The 13183-nt window shown below is 64.2% G+C and carries 10 protein-coding genes; 4 read left to right on the top strand and 6 right to left on the bottom strand.

Annotation, left to right across the window (positions count from 1 at the left end; genetic code table 11):
* Positions 1-5: 5 nt before the first annotated feature.
* Both N2604_RS29580 and N2604_RS29585 read right to left on the bottom strand, forming a co-directional pair.
* Positions 6-875 carry a branched-chain amino acid ABC transporter permease gene (locus tag N2604_RS29580; protein ID WP_028137574.1) on the bottom strand — a complete coding sequence of 290 codons (870 nt, stop codon included), beginning with the start codon at positions 873-875 and terminating at the stop codon, positions 6-8.
* Positions 876-1054: 179 nt separating this feature from the next.
* Positions 1055-2233 (bottom strand): ABC transporter substrate-binding protein, encoded by a 1179-nt coding sequence (locus tag N2604_RS29585; protein WP_260371572.1) that lies wholly within the window; start codon positions 2231-2233, stop codon positions 1055-1057.
* 547 nt (positions 2234-2780) lie between these two features.
* Here N2604_RS29585 and N2604_RS29590 point away from each other — a divergent pair.
* Positions 2781-3074, top strand: coding sequence for a hypothetical protein (locus N2604_RS29590; protein WP_260371573.1), 294 nt, complete (start codon positions 2781-2783; stop codon positions 3072-3074).
* A 93-nt stretch (positions 3075-3167) separates the two neighbouring features.
* Here the strand turns inward: N2604_RS29590 and purU are convergent, their stop codons facing one another.
* The gene (gene purU / locus N2604_RS29595; RefSeq protein ID WP_260371574.1) at positions 3168-4031 is read right to left on the bottom strand and encodes a formyltetrahydrofolate deformylase; all 864 of its coding nucleotides are present in this window, start codon (positions 4029-4031) and stop codon (positions 3168-3170) included.
* Between the two features lie 141 nt (positions 4032-4172).
* Between purU and N2604_RS29600 the strand changes: the two genes are divergently transcribed.
* Complete coding sequence (locus tag N2604_RS29600) at positions 4173-5012, top strand: uroporphyrinogen-III synthase (RefSeq protein ID WP_260371575.1); 840 nt, start codon at positions 4173-4175, stop codon at positions 5010-5012.
* Positions 5013-5029: 17 nt separating this feature from the next.
* Here the strand turns inward: N2604_RS29600 and N2604_RS29605 are convergent, their stop codons facing one another.
* From N2604_RS29605 to N2604_RS29615, 3 genes are all read right to left on the bottom strand, one after another.
* Entirely contained in the window at positions 5030-5710 is a 681-nt protein-coding gene (locus N2604_RS29605) for a redoxin domain-containing protein (RefSeq protein WP_260371576.1), read from the bottom strand.
* Between the two features lie 21 nt (positions 5711-5731).
* A complete protein-coding gene (locus tag N2604_RS29610) occupies positions 5732-9043 on the bottom strand; it encodes an adenylate/guanylate cyclase domain-containing protein (RefSeq protein WP_260371577.1) in 3312 nt (1103 codons plus the stop codon).
* 264 nt (positions 9044-9307) lie between these two features.
* Entirely contained in the window at positions 9308-9982 is a 675-nt protein-coding gene (locus N2604_RS29615) for a Crp/Fnr family transcriptional regulator (RefSeq protein ID WP_260371578.1), read from the bottom strand.
* Positions 9983-10319: 337 nt separating this feature from the next.
* Here N2604_RS29615 and N2604_RS29620 point away from each other — a divergent pair, with 337 nt between their 5' ends.
* Together N2604_RS29620 and N2604_RS29625 are read left to right on the top strand one after the other, a co-directional pair.
* Complete coding sequence (locus tag N2604_RS29620; protein WP_260371579.1) at positions 10320-11141, top strand: ABC transporter ATP-binding protein; 822 nt, start codon at positions 10320-10322, stop codon at positions 11139-11141.
* Entirely contained in the window at positions 11138-13069 is a 1932-nt protein-coding gene (locus N2604_RS29625) for a long-chain fatty acid--CoA ligase (RefSeq protein WP_260371580.1), read from the top strand. Before N2604_RS29620 ends, N2604_RS29625 begins: the two co-directional genes overlap by 4 nt.
* Positions 13070-13183 lie beyond the last annotated feature (114 nt).

A 13183-nucleotide genomic window follows, 5' to 3' on the forward strand; every position in this document is an offset into this window, starting at 1 on the left:
TGAACTCAACGCGCGGCCGTGCGGCCGAACAGGCCGTTCGGGCGCCAGATCAGGATCACGATCATCATGGTGTAGATCACGAAGGGGCCCATCTTCGGCACGTAATATTTGCCGGCGACGTCGCCGATGCCGAGCAGCAGCGAGGCGAGGAACGGGCCCGTTATCGAGGACGAGCCGCCGACGGTGACCACGATCAGGAAGTAGATCATGAACTTCAGCGGGAAATACGGATCGAGGCCGAGGATCTCGGCGCTAAGCGCGCCGCCGAGGCCGGCGAGCCCGCAACCGAAGGCAAAGGTGAAGGCGAACACCTGCGGCACGTTGATGCCGAGACCGCTCGCGGCGCGGGGGTCATCGACCGCGGCGCGCAGCCGGCTCCCGAAGCGCGTCTTCGCCAGCACCATTTGAAGCGCGATGGTCAGCAGGCCGCAGATCACGATGATCATCAGCCGGTAGCGGCCGATGCCGACGCCGAACAGGTCGAACTGGCCCTGGAGTGCGGCGGGCAAATTGATGAAGACCCGCGAGGACCCCTGGATGTAATCGACGGCTGCCACCGACATGAAGGTCAGGCCGATCGTGAACAGCACCTGGTCGAGATGGCTGCGGGTGTAGAGATGACGGTACAGCGTCCGTTCGAGCGCGATGCCGATTGCAGCTGAGGAGACGAAAGCGAGCGGCAGGGCGGCAAAGAACGGCCAGCCCATCCGGTTGACCAGCACCATGCAGATATAGCCCCCCGCCATCGCGAAGGCGCCGTGGGCGAGATTGACGAAGTTCATCAGACCGAGCGTGACCGCGAGCCCGCAGGCGAGCACGAACAGCAGCATGCCGTAGGCGACGCCATCGAACAGGTTGGTGAGGATTGCGGTCATCGGGAGCCGGGAATTATCCTAGGTTCAGCCAAGTGCCTTACTGCGCTCCCTCCCCCGCTTGCGGGGGAGGGCTGGGGAGAGGGTGTTTCCGCAATGGGACAATCCCCAGGAGGAGACAGCCCTCACCCGGCGCTTTGCGCCGACCTCGCCCGCAAGCGGGAGAGGTTCAGAAGAGCGCGTCACTTCTTGGTCTTGCCGAGATCCTTGACGGCCTCGAAGGTCGCGAACTCGACATTGTAGAGCTCGCCGTCGACCTTCTCGACCTTGCGGATGTAGATGTTCTGCACGATGTCGCGGGTCTCGGGGTCGATCGAGATCGGGCCGCGCGGGCTTTCCCACTTCTGGCCCTTCATGGCCTCGATCAGCTTGTCGCCGTTGGTGTCGCCGCCGGTCTTCTTCAGCGCCTCGTAGATCAGGTGGATGCCGTCATAGCCGCTCACCGCCATGAAGCCCGGACGGTTGCCGAAGGCCTTCTTGTAGGCCGCGACGAAATCCTTGTTCATCTGCGAGGGGTGCGCCGCGGAATAGAGATGCGCGGTGACCGTGCCGAGCACGGCGTCGCCCATGTTGTTGAGCAGATCGTCGTCCGTCACGTCGCCCGGCCCGATCACCTTGATGCCGGCCTTGTCGAGGCCACGCTCGGCATATTGCTTCATGAAGTTGCCGCCCTGGCCCGCCGGCACGAACACGAAGATCGCATCCGGCTTGGCGTCCTTCATGCGCTGCAGGAACGGCGCGAAATCGGGGTTTTGCAAGGGCGTCTTGACCTCTTCGACCACCTCGCCGCCGCCCGCGGTGAAGTTCTGCTTGAAGAAGTTCAGCGCGTCATTGCCCGGCGCGTAGTCCGAGGTCAGCGTCGCGACCTTCTTGATGCCGTTCTTCACCGCCCAATCGCCGATGATGGTCGAGGACTGCGCCAGCGTGAAGCTGGTGCGCACGATATAGGGCGAGCGCTCGGTGATGATGGAGGTGCCCGCTGCCATCACGACTTCCGGGATCTTGGCCTGCGTTGCCAGCGGCGCTGCGGCGAGTGCGGCCGGCGTCACGCCGAAGCCGGCGATGAAATTGACCTTGTCGTTGACGATCAGCTCCTGCGCGGCGGTCTTGGTCTTATCCGGGATCGCGGCGTCGTCCTTCAGGATGATCTCGACCTTCTTGCCGGCTACGGTGTCGCCCTTCTGCTGCATGTAGAGCTTGATCGCGTTCTCGATCTGCTTGCCGGTCGAGGCCTGGCCGCCGGTCATTGGCAGGATCAGCCCGATCTTGACCGCGTCTTCCGCCTTGGCGGGCGCGACGGCCGCAAGGCCCGCGATAGCAACGACCGCTGCGGTACGTGAAAAAATCCTGCATCCGAACATCAGACGTCCCTCCCCTTCATTCCTCACTCTTGTGCGCCGGACCGAGTGCCCGGTCCTTGCCGCGCTTCACTCACGGACAAGCCATGCGGTGCGGCCACATGGCGTCCTCTGCAACCCCGTTGTCAATCGGACGTTGGGCGACCATTCGGCGCAAGCCGCGCGATCTGCCTCACCGACGGCGGGGGATATTTGTACGATTGTACAAATAAAATGGTCCTGTCAACGAAAAAGCCCCTGTGACGCTGGGCAGGAGGGCGAGGGCCGCACCACACAGGGATGGAGGATTCCGCCTCTCATTTGCAGAATCTCGACATCTCGATTGCGTCGCGACGAGACCACCCGACGGCTCATCGAACGACAAATACGCCATGTATACCGTACCAACTGCAGTCACCCCATCAAGCGCTAAGTTTGCTTATTATAGCACCTTCTTTGTATACAGCTTCGCCCACCCTCGAATAGGCCAATTTTACATGTTGAGAGCTATGGTTCGCCGCTGACGCCTATCCGGCGCTCCTCCATCCGCGCCCGATCGGGCACGACAGAGATGTCTATGAGTTCCCGTTCGCTTTCGATCGCCGCTGCAGTCGCCATGCTCGCTCCCATTCTTGCAGGCTGCGGGACGGTCAATGAAAAGCTCTCCGCCGGCATGGGCGACTACGTCCCGCAATGGGCCGGCGGCTTGCCCGCCGATGCGCCGCCGCGACCCGGCACGCCGCAATACGACGCCTACATGAAGGAACGCGAGCGCAAGCGGCTAATGCCGGCGGCCGATCGCGAGAAGGAAGAACAGGCCCAGAAGGGCGCGACGGGGACGACGTCGGCTGGCGCGGTGCGCTGAGGGATACCTGTCATTCCGGGGCGCCTCGCAGAGGCAAACCCGGAATCTCGAGGTTCCGGGTTCGCGCTTCGCGCGCCCCGGAACGACAGCGCCCTAATCCACGAACACCACGGTCTTGCGACCGTTGAGGATGACGCGGTCGTCGAGATGGTAGCGGATGGCCCGCGCCAGCACGCGGCGCTCGATATCACGACCCTTGCGGACCAGATCTTCCGGCGTGTCGCGATGGCTGATGCGCTCGACGTCCTGGTCGATGATCGGGCCCTCGTCGAGGTCGCGCGTGACGTAATGCGCGGTGGCGCCGATCAGCTTGACGCCGCGCTCATGGGCCTGGTGATAGGGTTTGGCGCCCTTGAAGCCCGGCAGGAACGAGTGGTGGATGTTGATGCAGCGCCCCGACAGCTTTGCCGAGAGATCGTCGGACAGGATCTGCATGTAGCGGGCGAGCACCACCAGATCGGTCTTCGTCTTGCCGACGAGGTCCATGATCTGCGCCTCCTGCTGGCGCTTGGTCTCCTTGGTGACGGGCAGGTGGTGGAAGGGGATGCCGCCGAAATCGAGCCCGGCATAGACCTCGCGCGGATGGTTGGAGACGATCGCGGTTGGAACCATCGGCAATTCGCCGATGCGCCAGCGATAGAGGATGTCGACCAGGCAGTGATCGGACTTCGACACCAGCAGCATCACCTTGCGATGCGCAGCCCGGTCGCGCATCTGCCACTCCATGCCGAAACGCTCGGCGATCGCGGCAAAGCCGGTCTGCAGCGCCGACAGCTCCACAGCAAGATCGGCCGCGGTGAACACCACCCGCATGAAGAACTTCTTGGTCTCGACGTCGTCGAACTGCTGGGCGTCGAGGATGTTCTGTCCATTATGAGCAAGAAACGTCGACACCGCCGAGACGATGCCGGGGCGATCCGGACAGGACAGGGTCAGAACATATTGATGGTCGGGCAAGACTTGGCTCGTGATGAAGGTTTGTGCAGCGGAACATTCCTGCGATTTGCGCCCTGCTCTAGCACCGGCCCGCCCTTGCGCCAATCCCAACCGCGGAGTCAGGATGAACGGACAATTGCGAATTCTCACCGGAGCATCCCCATGGCCGACCGCTTGAACGGCTACCGCATCCTGATCCTGGAAACGCGTGAGGAGGCGCAGTTCTCCAAGCTTCTGGCCGAGCAAGGCGCCGAGGTCGTGCAGTGCCCGATGTTCACCATTTGTGATGCGCCGGATCCGGCTCCAGTCGAGGCCTGGATCCGCCGTGCCATCGACGAGCCCTTCGACGATCTCGTGCTGATGACGGGCGAAGGCCTGCGTCGCATCATGAAGCTCGCCCGCGCCCGCGAGCTCGACACCGCCCTTGTCGCGGCGCTCGCCCAAGCGCGCAAATTCACCCGCGGCCCGAAGCCGGGCAAGGCACTGCGCGAGATCGGTCTCGAGGCGCAGCAGACCACGGAGAAGCCGACCACCGAAGGCGTGATCGAGATGCTGGCCAAGCTCGACCTGAAGGGGCGGCGACTAGGTCTCCAGCTCTATCCCGACAAGGACCACAGCGCGCTGACCGGCGCGCTGGCCGCGCAAGGCGCCGCCGTCGATACCGTGCTGCCCTACGTCTACGATTCCAAGGCTGCCGATGCCAGCATCGTCGCCGCCATTGACGAGATGGCAGAGGGACGCATCGACTCCATTGCACTGACCAATCTCGGCCAGGTCCGCCGCCTGATCGAAGCCGCCAAGGCGCATGGCAGTGAGGCGAAGCTGCGCGCCGGGTTGGAGCGGACGCTGATTGCGTCGGTGGGCCCTGCGGTGTCGGGGGAGCTTACCGCGCACGGCCTGCGCACGGACATCGCACCGGCGGATGAGGCCTATTTCATGCGCCCGCTGATTTCGGCGATGGCGGCGGCGCTAGCGGAAAGGACGGCGAAGGCGACGGGTTAATCGCCAGGCGCCGATTCTTAGCCCGCCACCTGCGAGGCGGCCGACATCAGCTCCTGTGGGCTCGGAGCTCCGAACATGCGCTGGCCGCCGTCGGGGACCTCGGTAAACGTCCAGCGCACGATCCCTTCCCGATCGAGCAGGAACTGGCCGAAAAGCTGGCCCTGGCCGGTTGCCGCCATGCGCTGATCGGCCTCCGTGATCTCGTAGCCGTCCTTGTTGTTGAGGTACTCAGCCGCCGCTGGCCGATTCATCGGCCCGGGTAGTTCGCCGGGCATCTCGACCGGCATGCTCATGACCACATCCATGCCCACCTTGCGCGGCCATTCGGTCTCGTTCTCCGTGAACTCGATGTTGGGCAGGCCGAACGCGCGGTGCGAGATCCGCTCGGGGTCGGACGCGGCGAGCAGATTGGGCAATGGATGATAGCGGAAGTAGAGCCGCGCGCGCTCGATGGGCGTATTCACGACCGTGAGACTTTCGACGCCCTTGTCGCGCAGGGCTGCGTCGAGTTGCGCCTGTGCCGCGATATGGCGCCGACAGAACGGGCAGTGCAGCCCTCGATACAAGCCGATCAATATCGGACTATGTCCGCGAAAATCCTGGAGCGCGATCGTTCCATCGCGTGTGATGGCGTCCAGCACGATGTTCGGTGCGCGATCGCCCGGTTGAAGCGGTCCATCGACATGAAGTTCTGACATGGTTGAACTCCTTCATATGACCTAGTCAAGAAATGGCAGTACGATCAGCCCGGCGGGATCAAGCCCGTGGCGGGCGCAGACATCATGGGCCAGCGCGAAATATCGGTCGGCCTCGGGCATGTCGCCTCGATCAAGGCTCAGCGTCGCGAGACCATCATAGCATGGAAAGAGCTGCTGCGGTTCACCGGTTTCGTTCGCCACCTCGATTGCTTCATTGTAGCAGAGGGCGGCCAGATCGGGGCGGAAATGGCATTGATGGATTTGCCCAAGCACAATCAAGGGCACGGAGAGATGCTCGCGCTGATCGAGCGCACGGTCGATTTCGATCGCCCTTTCGGCAGCCGGCACCCCTTCCTCGGTACATCTGTCCGTGAAGGTGCAACAGGCAACGGCAAAATTGGCAAGCAGACGCGCCTGGAAGCCAAGATCCCCGATCTGACGCGCGACATCGAGTCCGCGCCGGCAAACCTCCACGGCTTTCGCCGGGTCAACGATCGTGTAGAGCACACCGAGATTGGTGTAGCCGCGGCACGCTACGTTAAGGAGCCCGGCCGCTTCGGCGGCCGCGACACTTTGCTCCACCTCACGGACTGCCTCCGCGTGTCGTCCAAGCCGCGCCAGCGCAACCCCCTTGGTGTTGAGGGCCTCGGCAATGGCACGTGCCGCCTCGAGCCCGGCCTGCTCGTCCGCCGGTACTGACCGTGCATAGCCGAGCGCCTCGTCTGCCCATCTTGCGGCGGCCACGTGATCGCCCGTCCGAAACGCGAGACGGCCGCGCTCCTGCAAGAGATGCGCCCACTCGATGGGCGCGTCGGTCCCTCCAAGCAGTTTGGCCGCCTCGGCGTAATGCGTCTCTGCCTTGATCCGCTTGCCGGCATCCCACAGCAATCGGCCAAGCTTGCGAACAATTCGCGCTTCGCCGATCCGGTCCTGTATGGCGCGATGCCCCTCCAACGCGCTCTGATAGTGCTCCTCGGCCGTGGTCCGGCGGCCAGCCGCGCCACAGAGGTCCGCAATCCGCTCGTACAGGACCAGACGTTCCTGCTCCAGTTCGCCGCCGGTCAACAGCACGGCGAGGGCCTGTTGGTAGAGACGGATGGCATCGTCATTGGCATAGCTGGCGCGTGCGCGATCGCCGGCCGCGCGCAGATAGCGCGCGCCTTTCGGCTTGCTCGCGCTCAGACTGAAGTGATGTCCGAGCAGTATGAGATCTTCGAGACGCTCGGGATCATTGCCATAGAGCCTCTCGAGCGCTCCACCAATCCGTCCATGAAGCTCGATCCGCCGTTGCAGAAGCAGGTTTTGATAGATCACGTCCTGAAGCATGGTTTGCGTGAAGCGGTAGGTCCGCAGCGAAATCGAGTTCGAGCCCGCGACCTCCTCGATGATCTCCGCATCGCACAGACGTTCGAGCCCCGCTTCAACCCTCGCCGGCTCGGTTGCCGCCGCACCGAGAGCCGCCGTATCAAAACGCGGTCCGATAACCGCAGCCTCCTGTGCCAGGCGGCGTACCGGATGCGGCAACCGGTCGAGGCGCGCCAGCAGCAACGCCTGAATGCTTGCCGGAATATCGGCGGCAGCTTCATCCGACGTCATCCGCCACTGCGCGCCGTCGCGCTCCAGCGTGCCGGCCTCGATGAGGCCCCGTATGATCTCCTCGAGAAAAAGCGGATTGCCGCCAGCGCGATCGAGGATTCGGCTGAACAGGCGTCCCGGTGGGTCACGCCAAACGCGACTGAAGTAGGCCGCGATCAGCCTTTGTCCCTCGGCGTCGTCAAGCGGGGGCAGCCGAAGGGTCGTGTGACTGATTTTGCTCGAACCGAACTGGTCCAGCTCCAGCATCGGCCGATGCGTAAACAGCAGCATCAGCCGCGTCCGCTCCATTCTGTCCATCAGGAACCGCAACGCTTCAAGAGATACCGCATCCGCCCAATGCAGATCCTCGACGATGATCAGCAACGGCGACAGCGCCAGGCGGCGTTCGAAGACGGTGCGTATCGCGAAGAATGTTTGCCGGCGGAGCTGTTCGGGCTCGACATGCCTGAGCACGGCGTTGGGGTCGCCGAGGCCGAGTACATGCAGATAGAGGGGCATCAGTCGGTCGGCCTCGTCAGTCGCGAGGCCAAGCTCCGACAGCGCTTCGGCGACCTTCGCCTCCGCCTCTGCGGCGTCGGCCTTCTGCGCGATGCCATAGGCGCTGCGCAGCACGGCGGCGAGTGTGCCGTAGGATTGTTCGCCCAGCGGCGAGCACGCCGCCCGCCGAATCGCCACGTGTGCAAATCGATCCTCGTCGCGGATACGGGCGGCGAATTCGCTGACCAGGCGCGTTTTCCCGATGCCGGCTTCACCGACCAGCCGCACCAGTTGAGCCGCGCCGCCGCACGCGAGATCAAGGCTGCCGATGATGCGCGCAAGCTCGGCGTCGCGCCCGATGAACGGCGCATTGAGGCCAAGCGCGTCGAGGCCGCGTGCCGCACGGGGCGTGTCGAGCGCCTCCTTCAGACGGTGCACCAATACGCTGCCCATCTTGCCCTTGAGCGAGACCTCGCCAAGCGAGTCATAGGAGAACGCATGCCGCGTCAGACGGTGGGTCAATGGCCCGACCAGCACCTCGCCCGGAGCCGCCATCGACTGGAGTCGCTGGGCAGTATTCACCGTGTCGCCGGTCACCGAATAGGATTTGGCAACGCCCACACCGATCCCGCCCGTGACGACGTGCCCGGTGTTGATGCCGACATGGAGCAGCAGCGGTGAACCTGCATACGCCTTCGCGCGTTCGCTGAGACGCGCTGTCCGGCCGAACATGTCGAGCGCAGCGCGGACCGCCCGCTCCGGGTCGTCCTCGTGCGCCGCCGGCGCACCAAACAGAGCAAGCAGCGCATCGCCGATGAATTTGTCCACGAAACCGCCAAAGCTTTGCACCGCGGCCGTCAACTCTTCGAACAGTTCGTTTTGAAGCGTCTGCATGACCTCGGGGTCGAGCCGCTCGCTCATCGCGGTGAAGCCGCTGAGGTCGGCAAACAGCACGGTGATGGTACGGCGGTTCGCCTCGCTGTCGATCCTGTCCGACTGAAGTCCACATGCGGCTTGAGCTGCATCCGTCGGCAAGAGAGGCGGAGAGGACGGCCGGATCGGAAGCGTCGTCAGGCGCGTTGGCGCCTGCCCGCCGCCCGTGGAGACCTCAGAGACGGAAACGCCGCATTTCGGGCAATAGGCGAAATCCGGTGCGCATGGAAAGCCGCAGCCAGGGCACGCCTTCGGCTGCTTCGTGCCGCACTTCGGGCAGAAGGCAAAGCCGCTCTGAACCTCAGACCCGCAACCCGAGCACGTCATGGCCCAAGACCTCTCATGGCCCAAGACCTTTCCTGACCGAAACCTCGCGGAAGCCGCGATGGCGTGATCCGCTGGCCCTCAAGAATGGACCCAGCATGCAGGCCAGAATGGGCGCGGCGCGCCGGAAGAGCAAGCGGTGGCTCGTCGACCCTCGCCCGGACGGATTAAACGGCGAGGCAATGCTGCGGGTGCACTGGCGGACCGAAGGCGGCTGCCGCGCGACCTGGAGGAAAGCAAGCGGGATGACGAGGCAGGAGCCGGGCGCTAATCGCCATACTCACGCAGCTTCTCGACGTTGAGGATGGTGACCCCGCCATATTCCAGCCGCAGCAGCCCCTCTTTCTCCAGCCGGTTCAGCGCGCGGTTGGCGTTCTGGCGGGACATGCCGGAGAGCGCGCCGATCTCCTCCTGCGTGATCTCCAGATGCGCGGTCGATTCCGGATAGAGGATCGGGTTGAAAAGCGAAGCGATGCTGCGGGCGAGGCGCGCGGTGGCATCGAGCGTGCGGTTGACCTCGAGCATGCCGATGAACTGGCCGAGCCGCTCGTTGAGCTGGCGCACCAGGAAGCGGTTGAAGCCGACGCTGTTCTCGAACAGCCACATGAAGGCGCTGCGCTCCATCAGGGCTACGCGGCTGTCGCGCAGCGCGACCACGTCGTAGCGGCGCGGTTCGTTCTTGAGCACGCTGCCCTCGCCGAACCAGGCCCCTGCCGTCAGCCCGGCAAGGCTGGTCTCCTTGCCGTCGCGCGAGACCCCGCCCATGCGGGCAAGGCCACCCACCATGCCGGCCCAATAGGCAAAAATATCGCCGCGCATGAACACGCTCTCGCCGGTGCCGTAGGACCGCTCCGTGATTCCGGCACGCGCGACCTCGATCTCGGCTTGTGTGAGCTCGCGCGACCAGGCGGCAATGCGCTTCAGATGATCCTCTGAAATCATGATCTCGAAGCCAGCCGCACCGTTCTGTCACTCCATGCTTCTGTTGCACTGCAACAGAATCGCTTCGGCCACCCATCCGACGAAAGATGAAGGCCCGCTCGGCTCGACAAACTTTGTCGCAGAATTGTCAGGCCGGAGACATTTCAAAATAGCGCTTTCCCCTATTGAGGACCACCTCGGGCGATGCGGCTTTTGATCCCTCACGGGAACGAAGGTGGCGCCGGTCCGGTCGAGACCAATAGCTGCATGGTCTGGCCGGCACGACCGTACTAGGATCGCCTGACAGGAACGGACGAAGAGCGCCAATCAAGCGCCATCACCGGGAGGGATTCGTTTGGTGGCTACCAGTCTCGAAGTGCGCGGCGTGTCCTTGCGATTCGGCGGCGTTCGTGCCCTGACCGATGTCAGCTTCGCCATCAGGGCAGGCGAGCTGTTTTCGATCATCGGACCCAACGGCGCCGGCAAGACGTCGATCGTGAACTGTATTTCCGGCCGCTACAAGCCGACCGAAGGCCAGCTGTTCTATCAGGACCGCGACATCACCGGCTTGACGCCGAATGCCCGCGCCTCGCTCGGCATCGGCCGCACCTTCCAGAATCTCGCGCTGTTCCACCATATGAGCGTGCTCGACAACATCATGGTCGGCCGCCATCACCTCCTGAAGAACAATTTCCTCACGGGCTCGCTGTACTGGCTCACCGGCGCGCGCAAGGAGGAGCTCGAGCACCGCCGCAAGGTGGAAGAGATCATCGACTTCCTCGATCTGCAGTCGGTGCGCAAGGCCACCGCCGGCACCCTCTCCTACGGCCTGCGCAAGCGCGTGGAGCTCGCCCGTGCCATGGCCCTGGAGCCGCGCCTGATCCTCCTCGACGAGCCGATGGCCGGCATGAATTTCGAGGAAAAGGAGGACATGGCCCGCTACATCGTCGATCTCAACGAGGAGTTCGGAATGACGGTGGTGATGATCGAGCACGACATGGGCGTGGTGATGGACATCTCCCATCGCGTCATGGTGCTGGATTTCGGCAAGAAGATCGCCGAGGGCGATCCGGCGACCGTTCTCGCCGATCCGCACGTCAAGCGCGCTTATCTCGGCGAAGAGGACGAGGTGCTGGTCGATCCCGATGATGCCTCTCCGGCGCAGGAGAGCGCGGCATGATGGATTATGCAGGCCGCGTCGCGCAGGCCGACACCTATCCAAAGATGCTCCGGCTCAACGCCAGGGAGCACGGCAACGAGATCGCAATGCGCGAGAAGGATCTCGGGCTCTGGCGCATCTTCACCTGGAGCGACTATCAGGCCCGCGTGCGTGATTTCGCGCTCGGTCTCGTCGAGCTTGGCCTTGGTCGCGGCGATGTCATCGGCATCATCGGCGACAACCGGCCGGACTGGGTCGCGGCAGAAGTCGCGACACATGCCATTGGCGGCCTCAGCCTCGGGCTCTATCGCGACGTGCTGGACGAGGAAGCCTCCTATCTCCTCAACTATGGCGAGGCGCAGCTGGTCTTCGCCGAGGACGAGGAGCAGGTCGACAAGCTGCTTACCCTCGCCGAACGCGTGCCGAAGCTGAAGCACATCGTCTATTCCGATCGGCGCGGAATGCGGAAGTACGACGACCCGCGCCTGATGTCGGCGGAGAAGTTTGCCGAGCTCGGCCGTGCCCGCGCCGCACGCGAGCCGGAGCTCTACGACAGACTGGTCGACGCCACCAAGGGCGAGGACGTCGCGATCCTCTGCACCACCTCCGGCACCACCTCGCATCCAAAGCTCGCGATGCTCGCTGCCGGCCGCGTGCTCGGCCATTGCGCGACCTATCTCGCCTTCGACCCCAAGGGCCCCGATGACGAATATGTCTCGGTGCTGCCGCTGCCCTGGATCATGGAGCAGGTCTACGTGCTCGGCAAAGGTCTGCTCTGCCGGATGAAGATCAACTTCGTCGAAGAGCCCGACACGATGATGAATGATCTGCGCGAGATCGCGCCGACCTTCGTGCTGTTCGCGCCGCGCGTCTGGGAATCCATTGCCGCCGACGTCCGCGCCAAGGTGATGGATGCGACGCCCTTCAAGCAGCGCCTGTTCGATGTCGGAATGAAGTCGGGCCTTGCCGCGCTCGAACAGGGCAAACGCTCCGGCTTTGCCGACGCGATCCTGTTTCGCGCGCTGCGTGACCGCCTCGGCTTCACCCGCCTTCGGTCGGCCGCGACCGGCGGCGCGGCGCTCGGGCCTGACACCTTCAAGTTCTTCCAGGCCATGGGCGTGCCGCTGCGCACGCTCTACGGCCAGACCGAGCTGCTCGGGGCCTACACCCTGCATCCCGAGGGCAAGGTCGATCCCGACACCACGGGCGTCCCGATGGCCGACAGCGTCGAGATCCGCATCGACAATGCCGACGTCCACGGCGTCGGCGAGATCGTGGTGCGGCACCCGAACATGTTCCTGGGATACTACAAGAACCCCGAGGCCAGCGTCGCCGACATCAAGGACGGCTGGATGTGCTCGGGCGATGCCGGATATTTCAACGCCAACCAGCAGCTCGTCGTCATCGACCGCATCAAGGATCTCGCCGAGACCTCCCGCGGCGAGCGCTTCTCGCCGCAATTCATCGAGAACAAGCTGAAATTCTCGCCCTATATCGCCGAAGCCGTGGTGCTTGGCGCCGGCCGCGACGCGCTCGCGGCCATGATCTGCATCCGCTACTCCATCATCTCGAAATGGGCGGAGAAGAACCGCCTCTCCTTCACGACCTACAGCGACCTCGCCTCACGGCCGGAGGTCTACGCGCTGCTGCAGAAGGAGGTCGAGACCGTCAACGCCACGCTGCCGCCGGCCCAGCGCATCTCGCGTTTCCTCTTGCTCTACAAGGAGCTCGACGCCGACGACGGCGAGCTCACGCGCACCAGAAAGGTGCGCCGCGGCGTCATCAACGAGAAATACGCCGGCATCATCGACGCCATCTACCGCGGCGATTCCGACATCCCCGTCGACACCGTGATCCGCTTCCAGGACGGCACCACGCAGCGGGTGCGAACGACGCTGCGCGTGGTGGACCTCGGCGGGCGCGGGCACATGGCGGAGGCTGCGGAGTGAGCTTGCTTCCAGTCCAGCACGCGATGCCTGCCGATGCGCCCTCTCCCCTTGTGGGAGAGGGCATCTCCGCCGTCAGCCACGGCCTCACCCGGGTGAGGGCTGCTCTCTCCGCAC

The organism is Bradyrhizobium sp. CB1015, from assembly GCF_025200925.1.
Lineage (GTDB): Bacteria > Pseudomonadota > Alphaproteobacteria > Rhizobiales > Xanthobacteraceae > Bradyrhizobium.